An 18618-nucleotide genomic window follows, 5' to 3' on the forward strand; every position below is an offset into this window, starting at 1 on the left:
CTGACAAGAACTCATCATGCGATTGGATACTACTTATACAGTCAACACACCGGAAGGCATCGCTTTAGAGCTTTCGCCTGCAGGACCTGTTGTCCGCACCTTGGCTTGGCTGGTGGATTTATCAATTCGTGCTGGAGTCAGTTTATTAATCATTATCCTCTTAGCCTTCATGGGCAGCCTAGGTATTGGTTTGGCGATGATTTTGATTTTTTTATTAGAGTGGTTTTATCCCGTTTGGTTTGAGTTACGCTCTCAAGGCCAAACCCCGGGTAAACGCTTACTTAATATTTATGTAGCACAATTAGATGCTAGCCCGATTTCACCAGCCGCCTCAGTGGTTAGGAATCTATTACGGGTGGTTGATTTCCTGCCTTTTTTTTATGGTTTTGGCTTAGCCAGCTGCTTGCTAACTAAACGCTTTCAACGCCTTGGGGATTTAGCGGCCAATACGGTGGTGCTGCATAAAAGCCTACCGGTTCTGAGTCATCGGGAGTTTTCAGCCAGCCCAGAGCCTGCCAATGTTGCCCTTGCTTTACCTGAACAACAAGCCCTAATCCTATTTGCACAACGGCAAAGCACCTTAACCGCCGAGCGCCAACAAGAGTTAGCTATACTCACTGAAAGCTTAGTCACGCATAAAACTGATCCTGCGGCACATTTACGTAATATCGCCAGTTGGCTGATAGGAAAACACGAATGAAACAATCCACCTTCGTGCAAACTAATGAAGCTTTATGGCATCAGCTGGAAGCTTGGCTCGATTTTCAACAATTGCCCGCTAAGGAACGAGCTAAACGCCATACTGAAGAACCGCAACTCGATTTTCCAGCCGATTATCGTCATCTGTGCCATCATTTAGCCTTAGCGCAATCACGTATGTACAGTCCGTTACTGATTGAACGCTTAAATCAATTAGTGGTGCGAGGACATAATCAGTTGTATTCAAGCCGGATGCATTTTTGGTATCGCACGGTTGATTTCTTTTTACGTGGCTTACCTCAATTAGTTCGCCAAGAATCTAAGCTGGTTTACCTCGCAATTGCGTTATTCTTTGGCAGTCTGATCAGTATGATCATTGCGATTCAACTGCAACCTGAATTGGTTTATTCGGTGATTGATGGTCAGCAAGTTGCTCTGATGGAAGAAATGTATGATCCAAATAACCGTTCTCGGTTTGGGCGTGAACGGGAAGCGGATAGCGATATGCTGATGTTTGGCTTTTATATTCGTAATAATACAGGCATCGGCTTCCAAACTTTTGCAGGGGGTTTAGCATTTGGTTTAGGTACTCTATTTTTCTTATTGTATAACGGCTTAGTCATTGGCGCGATTGCTGGGCATTTAACTGAGATTGGCTATATAGAAACTTTCTGGAGCTTTGTAGCCGGACATAGTGCGTTTGAACTAACTGCAATTGTGTTATCAGGGGCGGCCGGTTTAAAGCTAGCTGAAGCTTTAGTCTTACCTGGGCGCAAATCACGTCGTTTGGCTTTGCTTGATAATAGCCGTATTGCTATTCAAATTGTTTACGCTGCCGCTTTATTGTTTTTCATGGCTGCTTTTGTCGAAGCTTTTTGGTCTTCACAAGCGATTATTCCCCCACTCGTTAAATACTTGGTAGGTATGGGTCTTTGGATCTTAGTCATTTTATATTTTCTGCGCGTAGGTCGTGAGCAGCAGGCATGAAATTAACTGACTTAAGTATTCAAGTCCGGCAACGCTCGCATTGGGAGGCCATTGATTTAGGTTTTTCTCTCGTACAGCAACATTGGCGCGCTCTAATTATCCCTTATACTTTATTAGTTATTTTGATTGCCATTCCTGTTTGGCTCATCTTACCTGAAGCTTATTTATGGGTTGCTAGCTTGATTATTTGGTGGCTTAAACCCCTCTATGATCGCCTACTGTTGCATAGCCTGAGTCGACAACTGTTTAACCAAACAACGACCACAGCTGAAGCTTTTTCAGCCCTACCCCAGCTCATTCGTCATACAGGTTTATGGAGTGCACTGAGTTATCGGCGTTTTTCATTTTCGCGCAGCTATAATTTAGCCATTTGGCAATTAGAAGGCCTTAGTGGTCAAGCGCGTAGAAAACGTCAGGAATTGATTTATTTACAAGGACATAGCAATGCAGTTTGGCTGACGATTGCTTGTGTGCATTTAGAATGGATCGTCTTATTTTCCTTATATATGCTGATTCTGATATTTGATCCTAGCGGTGCAACTTGGGAGCATATTAAAAGCCTATTTCGGGGTGAATTAGAGATGGATACCCAGTATTGGCGCTCTTTATTAGACTTTGTATTTTTAATTTTAACTATTTTAGCTATTGAGCCTTTTTATGTCGCTGCTGGCTTCATGCTTTATATCAATCGCCGCACTCAGCTAGAGGCTTGGGATCTTGAAATCGCTTTTCGCAATTTAGGTGAACGCTTAGCGGGTTTAACGAAAGTAAATCATTCAGGTCTTGCTAGCCTACTGATTATTTTAGTCACTAGCGGACTCATACTCAGTTTAACGCCTCCCGTGAATGCACAAACGCTGACGAAGACTGAAGCTCATGAAGTATTAGCCGCAGAACGCCTCCCTGCGGAACAAGCGACTGCCAAAATTAACGAAGTGATGCAATTAGAGGAATTAAATAGTCGCCGTAAAATCAGTACTTGGATACCCAAAGATAAAACCGCTAAGCAGGAAGAAGAAAATCAATTGCCTGAAGGTTTGATTCAGTTAGTGGCTAGTATCTTCAAAACTTTATTGTGGATTGGCGCGTTCCTTGCGTTTATTTTAGCATTGATCTATCGGCAGAAAATCTTCGCGCTCTTATCCCCCTTACGCCAACCTACCAAACGCGCCCCTGCACCAGAAGTTTTATTTGGCTTAGACCTTCGTCCAGAATCTTTGCCAGAGGATATTGCAGGTACAGCTCGCCGCTTATGGGAAGCCGGTCAGGCACGCGAAGCACTTAGCTTATTATACCGAGGCGCTTTAGTGATTTTAACCCATCAAGAGCAGTTAGCCATTCATACCAGCCATACAGAGGGAGACATCCTCAAGCTGGCTAAATCGGCGACTGCGCCTGAGCGCTATGCTTATCTGCGCACGCTGACTCAGCTTTGGCAGAGGATTGCCTATGCACACCGAATCCCTGAAACCCGTGAACTTTTACCCTTGTTTGAAGGTTGGCCTGCCTTCCAAACCCCTCGCGTAGAGCTAGCTAGCTCTGAGGTCGCCCCATGAAAGGGCAAAATCTAATCATCGGTTTATTGGCGGGGGTGATCTTTATTGTCGGTTGCCTGTGGTTTTTACAAAACTACGAACTTAAAGAAATAGACAGTTATACCGGTTATCGGGGTGAGGCCAGTAGCAATGATCTGTTTGCAGCGCGCCTATTTCTCAAGCGGATGGGCATTCCCGCTAGCCGCGAAGATGGCCTCACTAAGCTGCCGGATACCGAGACAGTGATTGTGCTTGATACGGGTCGCTACACGCTGTCACCTGAAAAGCTTCAAAAGCTTTTAGCTTGGGTTGCAGCCGGTGGACATTTGGTGACGCGAGCACGGGTTGATTATGCCACTGAAGAAGAAGCCGAAGCCGCTGAAGCCGATACTCAATCAACCAAAACCGAGCAGCGAGATCTACTTCAACAAGCTTTGCAGGTTGAAATCGGCGAGCACCAATTGCTTACTGATGATCAGCTCCCCTTTACATTGCAACTACCCCAGCAACCTCACGCACTCAAGCTTGAAATTGATTACTTCAATGAACTGGTCACGAAAAACCCAGCCGCTCAAGCTTATCAAGCTGCCCAGAAAAATTTTCTACTGCAAATTCCCCACGGGCAAGGTTTGATCAGCTTAGCGGCAAGCTTAGAATTTGCAGAAAATCATCAAATTGATATCGCTCAGCATGCCGAATTCTTTTGGTGGCTTTTGCATAGCCATAGCCCGCAGTTCAAACAAGTTTGGTTGGTCAATCATGATACTTTACCCGGCCTCAGCACCCTATTAAGGCACTATGCTTGGCCGGTATTACTGAGTTCAGCCTTATTATTAGTCGCTATTTTTTGGGCATTGATGCCCCGATTTGGGGCTTTTATTCCTGAACCAGCCCCAGAGCGGCGGCGTATTCTAGAGCATATTAAAGCCAGTGGACAATTCATGTGGCAACGCCAAGCCCAAGGTCAAACCCAATTATTGGAAGCGACACGCTATGCAATCCGACAAGCTGCCCGTACCCGTATTCCGGGCTGGCAATGGTTAGATGCTCAACAGCAAACTGAGCAACTGGCTCACTACTTGCAGCTAAAGCCTGAGCATGCCGCCTCCCTGCATCCCTTACTCACTGCACCTAAGCTCTCTGAGGCTGATTTTATTCGTTTGGTGCAACTTGCTAATTCGCTAAGGAAAACACTATGAATGCAACTGTGCCCACTCCGCGCTTGAGTCTGGAGCAAGCCAGCCGTTTAGCTGAGCAAATTCATACCGAAATTGCCAAAGCCTTAATTGGTCAGCATGCGGTGATTCGTGAAACCTTAATTGCTTTATTAGCGGGCGGACATGTTTTGATCGAAGGTGTACCCGGTTTAGGGAAAACCTTATTAGTCCGTGCTTTGGCAAAAACGATAGCTGGGCAATTTGCCCGTATTCAGTTCACGCCCGATTTAATGCCGGCTGATATTAGTGGCCATGTATTATTTGATATGCATAATCAACGCTTTGATGTGCGTAAAGGTCCGGTATTTACCCATCTGTTACTGGCAGATGAAATTAATCGCGCTCCGGCCAAAACTCAATCGGCCTTATTGGAAGTAATGCAAGAGCAACAAGTGACGATTGAAGGCCTCGCCTATCCAGTCCCTTTACCCTTTATGACGCTGGCCACTCAAAACCCACTTGAGCAAGAGGGGACTTATCCCTTACCAGAAGCCCAACTCGACCGTTTCTTATTAAAAATTTATATTGGCTACCCCAGCCTTGAAGAAGAAATTGCCATGATCAATGCTGTCACTAATCAGCAAATCGGTGATCGCTTTCAACTGGATCAATTGCAGGCGGTGGTCACGCCTGAGGCTGTTTCAGCCATGCAGCAGGTGACTGCCCAGATTGCTGTTGATCAGGCAGTAGTTGAGTATGCAGCGCGGATTACTCAAGCCACTCGCCAAGGTCAAGGCCTACGCTTTGGTGCCGGTCCGCGTGGTAGTATTGCACTCATACGCGCCGCCCGTGCGCAAGCTTTATTAGAAGGGCGTGATTTCGTTCACCCCGATGATATTAAACAGATTGCACTGCCTGTTTTGCGTCATCGGGTATCCTTAGCCCCTGAAATGGAATTGGAAGGCTATAACACTGATCATGTCTTAAAGGCTGTGCTCGAAAAAACGGAAGCACCGCGCCAATGATTTTGCCTGCCCGCCGCAGTTTTTATTTAATCGCCACGCATTTAGCCTTAGCTATTTTCGTCAGTTTCTTTCCAAGGTGGTTAGGGCTTTGGTATGGGCTATTAGGCCTCAGTTTCATCGGGTGGTTAGTAGATGGCCTATTCGCTTTACGCAAGCATGATTTAACGATTGAGCGTTTCCTACCTAATTCACTGCCAGTGGGTATTCAACGTAATCTACGCTTACGAGTTCGCCATACGCATACTCAAGCACTGACGGTGATGATTTATGATCATTATCCACCATCAATCCAAGTACAGGGTTTACCCTTAAAATTGAGTCTGCCCGTTGGAGAGTATGCTGAGCCGAGCTATAGCATCCGGCCGGTAGAGCGTGGCAAAGCGAGTTTCCCGAGGATTCAAGTACGAGTGCTCTCGCCTTGGCAATTGTGGTGGCATGATCATTCCTTAGCGGTCGAAGCTGAGGTAAGGATTTATCCTAATTTCGCGGCCTTGGCTCAATATGCTTTATTAGCCACCGATCATCACTTGAGTCACTTAGGGATTATGAAGCGGCAACGACGGGGCGAGGGACAAGACTTTCATCAATTGCGTGAATATCGTGCCGGTGACAGTTTAAGACAAATTGATTGGAAAGCTAGCGCCCGTATGCATAAAGCCATTTCACGAGAATATCAAGATGAACGCGATCAAGATATTATCTTTCTGATTGACTGCGGGCATCGGATGCAAGCCAAGGATGGTGAGCTATCACATTTCGATCACACCTTAAATGCAGTCTTATTAATGGCTTATGTCGCTCTCAAACAAGGCGATGCCGTCGGCCTAGCCACTTTTGGGGGTACTGAGCGTTGGTTGCCTGCTAAAAAAGGTCAGCTGAGTTTAAATCAAATTCTTAATACGCTGTATGATTTGCAGCCAAGTTTGCAAGCACCTGATTATAGCCAAGCGGCCTCCCAACTCTTAATTCGTCATAAGAAGCGAGCTTTAGTGATTCTAATCAGCAATTTACGGGATGAAGATACTGACGATTTACTACCAGCGCTCAATTTACTCAGAAAGCGCCATCTCTTACTGCTTGCAAGCATGCGGGAACAAGCACTTGACCTAGCTTTAGAGCCAACGGTCGGTCATTTAGAAGTGGCTATTGAGCAAGCTGCAATCCAACACTATTTACATTTACGCCAACAAACCCTAGAGCGAGTCCGTGCTACTGGAACTTTATGCTTGGATGTACCTCCAACTGAGTTATCATCACAATTGATTAATCGCTATTTAGAAATTAAGCGTAGTGGCGTTTTATAGTCGATATAATTCATACTATTTGCCGCCCCTGAGCGATTTTATATACAATCCTTAGTGGCGTTTTTAAAAAAATCCATGTAAACATTCACCCAGTTAAACCGTGAGGCCTGCTTGTCTATCTTAGCTATGAATGGAAATATTGCCGTTTTTGAACTGGGTAACAGCACAGCTATATGCTAAGACCTGAACATATACGGGCCTTACGCCAACACGGATTCCCTCCCGAAATCGTACTGGTTAGCTTCGATGCCACCACCATTCAACGGGGGGTGCATTATTTTGAAACGAAGCGCGTGATTGAGCTAACCAGTGAGTTTACCAGCTTAACCGAAGTCCGCTTAAAAGGTCTGGTCTTAGGCAATAGCAAATACAGCACGGATGTTTTACTCGACCTCAATAAGCATCAAGTCCTCAGCAATTGTACTTGCCCGGTCGGGCATCAATGTAAACATGCCGTTGCAACTCTCCTTCAATACGTGGGGGATCGTATTCAAACTGCGCCCAAAACCCTCACTGAAAAAATCGAAGAGCCGACCGCTATTCAGCTTTGGCTAGCGGATTTGAATACCTCATTGCGCTCAGCCGAAGACCCCTCCATCGAGGAATCTACAGACTCAGCACGGATGGATCTGATTTACCTCTTGGAGCAAAAAAATAAACTCAGTAATCGGGTTGAGCTGAATCCACGCAAAGCCACTCGTTTAAAAAGAGGGGGGTATGGACAAGCTTATCAAGTACAATTAGAGGACTTGGTTTATGCTTGGAAAAATCATAGCTTTCACTATCAAGAAATTGATGGCCATATTAGCCAACTGATTGTTCCCCACATGAACTACTATAGTTCGAGTTCGCGCTCACTCGAACTAAAAGGTCGTGTAGGCCTGATTGCCTTAGAAATGCTATTAAAAACGGGGCGCGCCTTTTGGAAAACGACCGAACATCCCCCTTTAAAAGCGGGCGCAGCTCGTCATTTAGATATTTATTGGGAAGAAAAAGCGAATCATAGCCAAATTCGCTATCGCACAACACCACCGATTCAGGACTACTTCTGGCTAGAGCAACTCTATTATATTGACCAAATACGCGGTGAAGTTGGGATATTAGAACTTGGTACCCTCACAGCTGAACAAGTGCTCAAACTCTTAAACGCACCGCCTATTCCAGCTAAAGAAGCGCATCAAGTCAGTCAGCGCTTATTGGATATTTTACCCGAAGCTGACCTTCCCTTACCGGATGCCAGCATGAACCCGCAGCTGATTGAAGTCACCGAACCTCGACCAATTGCACATTTATTGCTTTACCTTCCCGAGCAGCAAACCACGAGTTTTGGCCAACATCGCCTGCGCTTAAGTTTCAAATACGGTGATCATCAACTCAGTAACTACAGTACTCAGCGAATCCAAACTGTCCGTAAAGAACAGATTCGCTATCGAATTCAGCGCGACCTTGAGTTTGAACAAGCCGCTTTAGCACAATTGCAAGAACTGGGTTTTGAAGGGACTGAGCAAAATCAATTGGAATTGCGTGTTCCTAGCGACAATCCGAGCCTACAAGCTTTACGCTGGAATTACCTGCTGGAACAAGGCTTAGCGGATTTAGAGCTGGATGGCTGGGAAATTGAGTATGCCGATAACTTCACCCTAGAGTTTGCCACGGTGGATGACTGGGAAGCCGAGTTGGCACGTAGTGGCGAAAATTGGTTTGAAATCAGTTTAGGCTTTGTTGTCGAGGGGAAACGGATCAATCTACTGCCGATTCTGGTGGATATGATTGCGCAGATGCAAGATCCGCAAGCACTGAAAAAACTCCTGCTCGACCAACCTTATCTGTTGATCCCTTTAGATGATAAGCATTGGGTGAAACTCGATTCACAACGCCTGAGCAAAATTCTCGATACGCTGATTGAATTACATGACCATGCCCCCTTAAATGCTAATGGCAACTTGTTACTACATCAGGTTCAGGGCTTAGGCTTAACTGAGCTGTTGAATGATCCGCATTTGACATGGAAAGGGGCAGATGCCCTACGCTCACTCAGTAAACAACTGATCCATTTTCAAGGCATCAAGCCGGTTGAGCTACCGCAAAACTTACAAGCTGAGCTACGTCCTTATCAATATGAAGGCTTAAACTGGCTGCAATTTTTACGGGAGTATCAGTTCAACGGTATCCTAGCCGATGATATGGGCTTGGGTAAAACCCTACAGGCCTTGTCTCATCTGTTAATTGAAAAGGAAGCAGGTCGCGCAGATCGACCTAGTTTAGTAATTGCTCCGACGAGTTTAATGAGTAACTGGCGGCGAGAAGCTGAGAAATTTACCCCCACACTCAAAGTATTAACGCTACATGGCCCTGAGCGCGAGCACTATTTTGAGCAGCTCAAAGATTATGATCTGGTACTTACCACGTATGCCTTAGTGCTCCGTGATGAAGAGTTTTATCGCCAGCATGAGTTTCATTATTTAATTTTGGATGAAGCCCAAGCCATCAAAAACGCTAAAGCCAAAACCACTCAAGTCATTTATGAACTCAATGCCCGCCATCGTTTATGTTTGACAGGTACTCCGATGGAAAATCATCTCGGTGAACTGTGGTCAATGTTTCGCTTTTTAATGCCCGGCTTTTTAGGTACCCACGACCGCTTTGGACGGTTATTTCGTGTGCCGATCGAAAAGCATGGTGATCTAGATCGCCAGTCACAATTACGCAAGCGCCTACAACCTTTCATGCTACGCCGTACCAAAGAGCATGTTGCCAAAGAATTGCCGCCTAAAACTGAAATCATCCGCACAGTTGCTTTAGAGGGGGTGCAGCGTGATTTATATGAAAGCGTGCGCTTAGCGATGGATAAAAAGCTGCGGGAAGAAATCAATCAAAAAGGCTTTGCCCGTAGCCAAATCATGCTATTGGATGCCTTACTTAAACTGCGCCAAGTCTGCTGTGATCCTCGCCTTTTAAAGCTAGAGAGCGCCCAAGGTATTAAAGCTTCGGCCAAGCTTGAGATGCTCATGGAAATGCTGGTAGAAATGCTAGATGAAGGCCGTAAAGTGCTCTTATTCTCACAATTCACCTCTATGTTAGAACTGATTGAACAGGAGTTGGTAAACAATAAGATCCGCTTCAGCAAGCTGACGGGGCAAACTCGTGATCGCGAAGCTGCCATTCGTGCTTTCCAAGAAGGCGAGGCTCAAGTATTTTTAATTAGCTTAAAAGCGGGGGGTACAGGTTTGAACCTAACCGCTGCTGATACCGTCATCCACTACGATCCTTGGTGGAATCCAGCGGTCGAACAACAAGCCACCGATCGTGCTTATCGGATTGGTCAAGATAAGCCGGTCTTTGTCTATAAGCTACTCACTGAAGAGACGGTTGAGGAAAAAATTCTTAAACTGCAAGAACGCAAACAATCACTCGCAGAGGGCGTGTATACCGGCATCAATCAAGCAGAGGCAGGTTTTAACCAAGATGATTTATTGGATTTATTAAAGCCACTGAGCCTGTCATAAACCACAGTATTTTAAAATCCTTACCGCTTGTCGTTTTTTTTCTTATCTTAGTAGGTAATTTGCGTACTTTACAAACATCTTTTCTACACTTTGAACGATTCTTCAACTCATCCTTAGCGGGAAATTTCAATTAACAATACGGAGATTAGATATGAGCTTGCTCAGTGAATTTAAAGAATTTGCCATGCGTGGCAATGTCATCGACCTCGCCGTCGGTGTAGTCATCGGTGCTGCCTTTGGGAAAATTGTCACCTCATTAGTCAATGACATCATTATGCCCCCGATTGGTATGCTATTAGGCGGTGTGAACTTTAGTGATCTATCCATTGCTCTAGACAGCGCAGGCAAAGTAGTAATCAAATACGGGGCATTTCTGCAAACCGTCGTTGACTTCTTAATTATTGCAGCAGCTATCTTCTTATTAGTCAAAGCCGTGAATAAGGTGCAAAAGCCTAAAGCAGCCCCACCTGCAGGCCCGACTCAAGAAGAGTTGCTGATCCAGATTCGTGATATTTTAAAAACTAAATAAACCACCTAAACCACCACACCTAACTATCTGCTTTAGGGCTAAATTCTAGTCTTTAGCCCTAAAGCAAACCGCGCTCTGCAAACGAGACGACCTGTTCACCCACCACAAAATGATCTAAAACTCGGACATCAATCAGCGCTAAAGCCTTTTGCAGCTTTTGCGTAATCTGCTCATCGGCTTGACTGGGTTCGGCATTACCTGAAGGATGATTATGGGCAAAGATCACAGCCGCCGCATTATGCTTAAGCGCGTTTCGCACCACTTCGCGGGGATAGATAGTCGCACTGTCAATCGTCCCGTGAAACAGCTCTTCATATTGGATCACATGATGGCGATTATCCAAAAACAGACAGGCAAACACTTCCGCAGGTTTATTCCGTAAGCGCGTACTCAAATAAAAACGCACCGAATCGGGATCAGACAAAGCCACACCCCGCGCTAAGCGTTCTTGCAGATAACGACTCGACATGGCTAACACGGCTTGGAGCTGCACATATTTGGCTTGACCTAAACCATTAGCCTGACAGAAATGCGCCTCATCTGCCTCAAACAAAGCACGCAAACTACCAAATTCATGCAATAATTCGCGAGCTAAATCGACGGCTGTTTTGCCGCGTGTACCCGTGCGCAAAAAGATTGCCAGTAATTCAGCATCGGAAAGTGCTTGAGCGCCACGTAATAATAATTTTTCGCGCGGTCGTTCATCAGCTGGCCAATTTTTTATCGGTATCATAAGACTCAGTGATGGGGTTGAGATAGGCTGATTATATGACACTACAAGGTAGATCCATTCTTTTAGGGATAAGTGGCGGGATTGCCGCTTATAAAGCCGCCGAACTGACCCGCTTACTCACCAAAGCCGGGGCGCAGGTGCGCGTGTGCATGACACCCGCTGCGGGTGAATTTATTACCCCACTGACCTTGCAAGCCCTGTCGGGTCATCCTGTGCATACGAGTTTACTTGACCCTGCGGCTGAGGCTGGGATGGGACATATTGAGCTGGCACGCTGGGCTGAGCATATTCTCATCGCCCCCGCGACGGCTGATTTGATCGCACGTTTAGTCGCAGGAATGGCTGATGATTTACTGACTACGCTTTGTTTAGCCTCAGCCGCCCCACTGAGTATTGCACCTGCCATGAACCAACAAATGTGGCAACATCCAGCTACTCAGCAAAATATTCAGACTCTAGCCAAGCGCGGGGTAAGCATGCTCGGCCCAGATCAAGGTGCACAAGCTTGTGGTGATATAGGCCCTGGACGCATGTTAGAGCCTACAGCTCTGCTTCAAGCCATGCGTGATTTTTATCAGCCTGCTAACTTAGTTCTAAAAGGTTGCAAAGTTCTCATTACGGCCGGCCCCACTCGTGAACCGATTGATCCAGTACGCTTTATTACTAACCGTAGCTCAGGGAAAATGGGCTATGCGGTCGCCGCTGCCGCTCGTGATTTAGGGGCAGAGGTCACCTTAGTCTCAGGCCCGGTGCAGTTAAGCGCCCCCCATCAAGTCAAACGTATTGCGGTAGAAACAGCTCAACAAATGTTGGACGCTTGCCAAACCGCTGTCCAAGAAGCCGATATTTTCATCGCCACCGCCGCCGTCGCGGATTACACCCCTGTCAATGTAGCTACTGAGAAAATAAAAAAATCCACCCCAACTTTGAGCTTGGCACTCACGAAAACGACCGATATTTTAGCGACCTTGAGTCTTGCTAACCCCCAATTGTTTAGTGTTGGTTTTGCTGCTGAGACCCATGATCTTCTTAGCTATGCACGCAGTAAACTGGAACGCAAGGGTTTAAAAATGATTGCCGCCAATTTAGTAGGTGAGGGTAAGGCCTTTGACCAAGACCAAAATGCGCTAGAAGTGATTTGGCAGGATGGCTCGACTTCTTTACCCGAAATGGATAAACAACGACTGGCACAAGAGTTGATGCACTTAATCAGCACACATTATCAAACTTGGAAACAACAAGATGGCACGCATTGAATATAAAATACTGGATCTACGCCTAGGCCAAACATTTCCTTTGCCAACTTATGCTACCAGTGGTTCAGCAGGAATGGACTTGCGTGCTTGCTTAGATCAAGCTTTAACCTTGAATCCGGGGGAAACGCAATTAATTCCAACCGGATTAGCGCTGCATATTGGCGATCCGAACTTAGCGGCAATGATTTTACCGCGCTCGGGTCTAGGACATAAGCATGGAATTGTCTTAGGGAATTTAGTGGGTTTAATTGACTCAGATTATCAAGGACAATTATTCATTTCTTGTTGGAACCGTGGGCAGCAAAGTTTTGTCATAGAACCCGGTGAACGGATTGCTCAATTAGTCGTTGTACCTGTGGTACAAGCAGACTTAGTGGCTGTGGAGAATTTTGATCAATCCGTCCGTGGCAGTGGTGGCTTCGGACACTCCGGCCGACAATAATTATTTAAAAATTAAATCTGACTATAAAAATAGGGGCTATTATGAAACTCAACGACTTATTTCGGTCTTCTCTAGTCGTGTTAATGGCGACTCATTTATTAGCCGCCTGCACAGCAGCGCCCTCGAGTAATCGCTATAGCACAACCCAAGCAGGTACTTTACAAGAAGTGCAATTTGGCACGGTGCTCGCTGTGCGCCCAGTGATGATTGAGCAAAACAGCTCAGAAACAGGTCAAGTGGCCGGTGGCATTATTGGCGGCGTAGCGGGTAGTGAAGTTGGGCAAGGCAAGGGGCAAATTGTGGGTAGTGTCGCAGGCGCGGTCGCGGGGAGCGCAATCGGCAGCATTATTGATCGTGCCTCTGATGCCAAGCAAGGGCTAGAAATCACAGTGAAACTACAAAATGAGCGAATTGTGGCGCTTGCACAAATCGCCGATGAGATGTTTCAGGTTGGTGATAGCGTAAAAATACTTAGCAGTAATGGCAAATCACGAGTAGTGCATTAAGCCTTAGGCTGCTTTCGGGCGTAGATAAGCACTTAAGGCAAACAAGCTCGCCAGTAATGAAACCACACTGGCGAGTGCTGCTATGGCTAATTCGGTGGCATGGCGTAATACTCTCACTGTCCCAATCGCTGTTTTACCTAAGAGCTTTAAAATTCCTTTGGTTTCAGTGCCGTATTTTACGCTCAACTTTTCCAAGCGGCGCAGATCATCGGCTGAATCGGCATAACGCAAAATCTCCAAAGTATCCACGAGTGAAGTGGATTTGCGGATTGAATTCACTTGGTTAGCGGTTTCACTTAAGGCATCTAAAGCTTTAGGATTATAAGCCTTGACGGCAGCTTGGCGTAACTTGTCTAGATTTTTCTCACCACGTGCTGCTAACAGTACGGCTTTATAATCCAATACATCCGTGGCCTGCTTGATTAAAACAGCTTGCAGGGTTGGTGATAACTTATTCGCTCGCGTCGCCATTTTTAAAGTCGAAGAACCCGTTTTTAACGGGGCAGCCGAGCCTGAGCTAAGCACGGTAATCGCGGTTAACCCTACGCCAACAGCCGCTAAAGCCGTGATCAACTCATTCACTTCTTTGCCAGTTTGTAGATTTTGATATTGCTCGTAAAGATCACGAGCATCGCCAATCACCGTAAAATCAGCCGTCACCGCCCCTGCGACTCCTGCGCCGGTCTCCCCTGTGCCTTCCATAAACCCATTCGCAAATTGCTCGGCTTGCCGCCGAGTCACTTGCCAAGGCGTTTCTAAAGCTTCAATCCGTGGAAGAAACTGAGCAGCCATCACCGGATAACCAAAGGTCTGCGCAAGGCTTAAATACAGACGGGCCTCATCGGGGTTATCTTTGGCAATTGACTGCTCAATCTGTGCCTCTAGATCAGTCAGTTTAACGTTCTCATTCATCAATGCGGCTATATCAGGTGCAAGCTCAACAAAGTCCCAATACTTGAAGACCATCGTCAAGCTGTAAACTAATAAAGCAAAGGCACTAATAAATACGATCGTTCTAAACATAATTACAACATAAATCAATCAATTTATTTTCATAAAATCCAAGACTTAGAATATATCGGCTATTAGTCAAACTAAACTTGGTCTATCACTCAAAATAATTTTGTGAGCTTTATAAAAAACGCACGCTTGAAATTTTTAAATAGCCAATTTATTATCACTCACAAACAACTAAATCATACTATGTTGATATGGATAGAGAGACTTTGTACTAGGCTATTATATGGCAATGTATTTCTCAATTTTTAAAGGACAAACTTATGACATCGCATCGCATGTAAGTCAAAATTAGCACTTGCTCTTTCTGCAAGTACATTACTGTCTTTTTCTTTGCTAGGTTATGTCAATTCAGAAAATAATGGGCAAACATCTTACAAAACTGCAAATGGCTCTTTGATCTACACCATCAAAAATGGACCTATCAAGAAGCGAGTTTCTGGTAAAAAGCTGCCTCAAAGGCTACCGGACTTTGGTAGAGTCGTTGGCAGAGTGTAATCGAACCCCATTATAGTCGATTTCGATGTATTCAAACACGGTTTGTCGGATTGTGTCGCGTGTTTTGAAGCGTTCACCGTGGATAGCTTCGACCTTGAGTGAATGGAAGAAGCTTTCGGCACAGGCGTTGCCATAGCAGTTGTCTTTAGCACTCATGCTGCCGCGTATTTGGTGTTTCTCCAGCAGATGACGGTAAGCGTGGGAGCAGGACTGTCCACTATTCGTGGGGTGGATCAATCGCGGCTACCCCCCATATACAGACTAAACTAATCGCTAATAAAACCCCATATTGAGGGCCATCAAACACATAACATTTGCGCATTACCGCATCATAAAAATCCGTCATCCCTGACCATGTATAGCCTTGAAACAAATGCTTTTGCGTCCAGAAGTGATTAATTCCAATAAAGACTAAAGCGATTACAGCGCCGGTTAATAAATCCAGCCAAGACTTGCCTCGCAATAGTTTGACACTAACCATCACGATGAGCAGGCTGGTTATCACCAAGAGCACACGTAATGTTAAATAGAACTGCCCCTCAACCGCCATAGCAGATTCAGAGCAAGATCCACCCAACAAGTAAAGCTCGCTATCCAAATCAGAAGAGGTGTTGATGAAAAATAAAAGAGCTAAAGCTGCTGGAAAATAAATAATCCTACTCAGCCAAAGCAAGATGATGTTATTCATTTTCTTTAGAGTACTTCAAAGTGGATGAGATAGAATCTAAAATCTCACTTCTATTAATAGCTTCCATATAGCGATGAATATGATTTTTATAATTCTCATCGTTTAAATCATCAAGGCTAGTTCGGTGATTAATAACAGTCGTAGATGTAGTTGACTCTGCTTGCATTGTTGCACCACTTGGACACTTACGAATACCACACTCATCATTTTGATAAAAATTTTGATGCAATCTAACATTGGGAGGCGTAGTAGTATCGACGGTTTTATTATGGTTTCCAAACACCTTGCTTTTAGCATCTGTTGCATCAACAGTAACCAATAAATCCACTGGTTTTTTTTGCTTTTGCAATTCAGTGACTAGATCCATTGCACAACGCCCTCCGTTACTGTATCCGTAAACAATAATTGGATCATCTTTTTGGTATTTGTTATTTATAAAGTCTGATGCTGTTTTCACAGACGACTCACAAGTAGATCCAGGTGTGATAAATTGACCGTCTATGTCTTGATATATGAATTTTGCAATTTTTTGTGCAGCCAAAAAAATTTGCTCAGTTGGAGAGCCATTAGGGCTAACAAAATCTGTTTTGTCTTCACCACTGAATTTAAAACTCCCGGTAATGGCTACCAAAATAGGCTTGTGGCGACTGGTACTGCCAATTAAACTTGGCAATATGACAGAGCTTGCTTTGCTTTTACTTGTTGGATCCATAGTTATTGTCTTTTAACTAATTATAATCTACAAATGCTCAATCGGAAATTATCCGAAACTTTCCCTGTGGAGGCGCATGTATAGCGCGTTAGAGGCAGGAGAAGTTTTCGCTTGAATACTTATAGCTTATTTGAAAGAAAAAAGTGTTGCGATATCCGAGTGGTGTAAAAATAAAGATGAAGGGTAGCTACGGGGGCACAGTGTCGGCGTATGGGAAAGCGACCCCGAAGCCTACAGCTATACCCATCGCAAATGAGTTTTCGGTTTTCATATTTTGCTGACCTTAAAATTATCCGTCATGAGTGTTTTTGATGCATCTAAACCAATCTATATTTACCTTAAGCTTACTGACTATACTTTGCAGTACATCTTCACTGTTGTCTGCTAAAGAGTATAAACCAGCAACCATCAAACCCATGTATGCACCTGAAACAATGTATAGGGTCACCGCAATTATCGAATCTACAAAAGCAAAAGTGGATGATGCACAAATTACTAAACTTCAAATAGCAACATTTCCACTTTTCGTTGACTTACAGAAAAAATATTTTGCTGGTTTTCGTGGCTCAAATGAGAAACCCAAACAAGCATGTACCAACACATCACTTACCCTACAATCTATTTCGCTGAACACCTACCTTAATACAAATCAGATAACGACTAAGCAATGGAAACAAGCGTATCCCTACGATACTGAGATGAATCGATCAGTCACACTAGTTAAAACCAACTGCAAGATTCCTTTCTTTAGAGAGTTTATTTTCGATACCCCCAAAGAAAAGATAGAAAGCGGTGGTGAATATGGGCCTATTCTTATAAATCAGTCTAATGTGTTTTTTATGGGCACTAAGCCTGTTCCATTCATATTGCCAAGTCACTAATCCCCCGCCACACTTATAAAACTTGCTCTAAAACTCGCCTGATCTCTGATCAGGTGAATGAGATACTTAAAATTTAGCGCAAACCTAACGGGTCATTGGAATCAATCCCATCCATAAACGGCAAATGTCTTTCGTTATTAGTCAGTTGATAGACTTTACCAATCCAGTTACTGACCATGCTCTTGGCCGTATCACGCCAAGTATTCGGTAGTAACGAAATCAAACTGCTTTCGGGAAATTCGGGAATCTCCGTACCATGTACTCGTGCATACTCTAAGTGCAGCCGATGCTCATTCAAAATCGCCTTAACCTGTGGGCGAAAATAGTTCTGTGGAAACGGTGGATAATCGGGGCGACGCCCAAGATACCAAGCATTGACCTCCCGCCGGAACTCCTTCATCAAGCTAATCCCGTCATATTCTGGGTGGCCTTGGAAAAAAACGAAGCGAAATAGATCAGGACTGACCGCTAAATGCACTCCAGCCTTCTGGCTTTCTGCTAATACTTTTAAGCCTTTTGCCTCTAACTGCTGGCGGTCTATTTGATTAAACCGTGAATGCGGCACATCGAAATGGGTATTCAAATTTGAAACTAGCGGGTGTTCAGGCATAGTGAGCGCGTGCTTATAAACTCCCCAACGCTTAAAACCTAAAGGCCGTCGACGAATTCCATACAGATGCTGCACAATTGCATGACTGGCTAAGCAGGAGCAAAGCGTCGAGGTGACATTCACTTGCGCCCATTCGACCACTTCCATTAGGCCATTCCAGAACGGTTCATCCTCTAAATTTGCCTGTACAGGATTAGCCCCGGTAATGATCAGCGCATCCAGACCTTTTTGTTTGAGATCAGAAAATTTTTCGTAGTATTGAGCAATATAAGCTTGTGCTGTCTCACCACGTGGCAAGCTATCCAGTGTAAAAACATGCATATGAAATTGCGCAATCTGGTTCGACATGCCAACCAAGCGGAAAAACTGCCGCTCAGTAGCCATCAGCGCGGCATCTGGCATCATATTCAGTAAACCGATATGCAGCTCACGAATGTCTTGATGCTCCGCATAATCTTCACGAAGAATATCTTGCCCTTCTGCTCGCAAGCGCTCAAAGGTAGGCAGCCCTGAATGATCAACCAATGGCATGT

Annotated in this window: 17 protein-coding genes and 1 pseudogene; 12 read left to right on the top strand and 6 right to left on the bottom strand. The window is 45.0% G+C overall.

The genetic code is table 11. The annotated features are described in order from the left end of the window. The first annotated feature begins 16 nt into the window (after positions 1 to 16). The 8 genes from B5D50_RS11650 to mscL all read left to right on the top strand — a co-directional run bounded on the left by B5D50_RS11650 (position 17) and on the right by mscL (position 10742). On the top strand, positions 17 to 700 hold the full coding sequence (locus B5D50_RS11650; protein WP_078922815.1) for an RDD family protein: 684 nt from the start codon (positions 17 to 19) through the stop codon (positions 698 to 700). Next, positions 697 to 1686 (top strand): stage II sporulation protein M, encoded by a 990-nt coding sequence (locus B5D50_RS11655; RefSeq protein ID WP_078922816.1) that lies wholly within the window; start codon positions 697 to 699, stop codon positions 1684 to 1686. The genes B5D50_RS11650 and B5D50_RS11655 overlap by 4 nt, the downstream gene beginning before the upstream one ends. Beyond that, positions 1683 to 3242, top strand: coding sequence for a hypothetical protein (locus B5D50_RS11660; RefSeq protein WP_078922817.1), 1560 nt, complete (start codon positions 1683 to 1685; stop codon positions 3240 to 3242). The genes B5D50_RS11655 and B5D50_RS11660 overlap by 4 nt, the downstream gene beginning before the upstream one ends. Next, positions 3239 to 4420, top strand: coding sequence for a DUF4350 domain-containing protein (locus B5D50_RS11665; protein ID WP_078922818.1), 1182 nt, complete (start codon positions 3239 to 3241; stop codon positions 4418 to 4420). The genes B5D50_RS11660 and B5D50_RS11665 overlap by 4 nt, the downstream gene beginning before the upstream one ends. After that, positions 4417 to 5403, top strand: a complete 987-nt coding sequence (locus B5D50_RS11670) for an AAA family ATPase (RefSeq protein ID WP_078922819.1) — start codon at positions 4417 to 4419, stop codon at positions 5401 to 5403. The genes B5D50_RS11665 and B5D50_RS11670 overlap by 4 nt, the downstream gene beginning before the upstream one ends. Further along, entirely contained in the window at positions 5400 to 6707 is a 1308-nt protein-coding gene (locus tag B5D50_RS11675; protein WP_078922820.1) for a DUF58 domain-containing protein, read from the top strand. Before B5D50_RS11670 ends, B5D50_RS11675 begins: the two co-directional genes overlap by 4 nt. 173 nt (positions 6708 to 6880) lie before the next feature. Continuing rightward, a complete protein-coding gene (locus B5D50_RS11680; RefSeq protein ID WP_078922821.1) occupies positions 6881 to 10213 on the top strand; it encodes a DEAD/DEAH box helicase in 3333 nt (1110 codons plus the stop codon). Between the two features lie 151 nt (positions 10214 to 10364). Next, positions 10365 to 10742: a large-conductance mechanosensitive channel protein MscL gene (mscL, locus tag B5D50_RS11685; protein ID WP_078922822.1), complete on the top strand. Its 378-nt coding sequence runs from the start codon at positions 10365 to 10367 to the stop codon at positions 10740 to 10742. Positions 10743 to 10800: 58 nt separating this feature from the next. On the opposite strand, the gene radC is transcribed toward mscL, so the two are convergent. Continuing rightward, positions 10801 to 11472 (bottom strand): RadC family protein, encoded by a 672-nt coding sequence (gene radC / locus B5D50_RS11690; RefSeq protein ID WP_078922890.1) that lies wholly within the window; start codon positions 11470 to 11472, stop codon positions 10801 to 10803. A 38-nt stretch (positions 11473 to 11510) separates the two neighbouring features. On the opposite strand from radC, the gene coaBC reads away from it, so the two are divergent. From coaBC to B5D50_RS11705, 3 genes are read left to right on the top strand one after another with little or no spacing between them, the layout of a single operon-like run. Then, positions 11511 to 12731: a bifunctional phosphopantothenoylcysteine decarboxylase/phosphopantothenate--cysteine ligase CoaBC gene (coaBC, locus tag B5D50_RS11695; protein ID WP_078922823.1), complete on the top strand. Its 1221-nt coding sequence runs from the start codon at positions 11511 to 11513 to the stop codon at positions 12729 to 12731. Beyond that, a complete protein-coding gene (dut, locus tag B5D50_RS11700; protein ID WP_078922824.1) occupies positions 12718 to 13173 on the top strand; it encodes a dUTP diphosphatase in 456 nt (151 codons plus the stop codon). The genes coaBC and dut overlap by 14 nt, the downstream gene beginning before the upstream one ends. A gap of 41 nt (positions 13174 to 13214) precedes the next feature. Next, entirely contained in the window at positions 13215 to 13679 is a 465-nt protein-coding gene (locus B5D50_RS11705; protein WP_078922825.1) for an outer membrane lipoprotein, read from the top strand. Between the two features lie 3 nt (positions 13680 to 13682). On the opposite strand, the gene B5D50_RS11710 is transcribed toward B5D50_RS11705, so the two are convergent. From B5D50_RS11710 to B5D50_RS11725, 4 genes and pseudogenes are all read right to left on the bottom strand, one after another. Further along, a complete protein-coding gene (locus B5D50_RS11710) occupies positions 13683 to 14702 on the bottom strand; it encodes a hypothetical protein (RefSeq protein ID WP_078922826.1) in 1020 nt (339 codons plus the stop codon). Between the two features lie 418 nt (positions 14703 to 15120). Continuing rightward, positions 15121 to 15407 (bottom strand): annotated as a pseudogene (locus B5D50_RS11715) (IS3 family transposase); the annotation flags it as partial. 4 nt (positions 15408 to 15411) lie between these two features. Beyond that, positions 15412 to 15882 carry a hypothetical protein gene (locus tag B5D50_RS11720; RefSeq protein WP_078922828.1) on the bottom strand — a complete coding sequence of 157 codons (471 nt, stop codon included), beginning with the start codon at positions 15880 to 15882 and terminating at the stop codon, positions 15412 to 15414. After that, a complete protein-coding gene (locus B5D50_RS11725; protein WP_078922829.1) occupies positions 15875 to 16594 on the bottom strand; it encodes a hypothetical protein in 720 nt (239 codons plus the stop codon). The genes B5D50_RS11720 and B5D50_RS11725 overlap by 8 nt, the downstream gene beginning before the upstream one ends. A 311-nt stretch (positions 16595 to 16905) precedes the next feature. On the opposite strand from B5D50_RS11725, the gene B5D50_RS11730 reads away from it, so the two are divergent. After that, positions 16906 to 17475, top strand: a complete 570-nt coding sequence (locus B5D50_RS11730; protein WP_143594347.1) for a hypothetical protein — start codon at positions 16906 to 16908, stop codon at positions 17473 to 17475. A 73-nt stretch (positions 17476 to 17548) separates the two neighbouring features. Here the strand turns inward: B5D50_RS11730 and metA are convergent, their stop codons facing one another. Next, positions 17549 to 18616, bottom strand: coding sequence for a homoserine O-succinyltransferase MetA (gene metA, locus B5D50_RS11735; RefSeq protein ID WP_078922831.1), 1068 nt, complete (start codon positions 18614 to 18616; stop codon positions 17549 to 17551). Positions 18617 to 18618: the final 2 nt, after the last annotated feature.

The organism is Thiothrix eikelboomii, from assembly GCF_900167255.1.
In the GTDB taxonomy this organism is placed as follows: Bacteria; Pseudomonadota; Gammaproteobacteria; order Thiotrichales; family Thiotrichaceae; genus Thiolinea; species Thiolinea eikelboomii.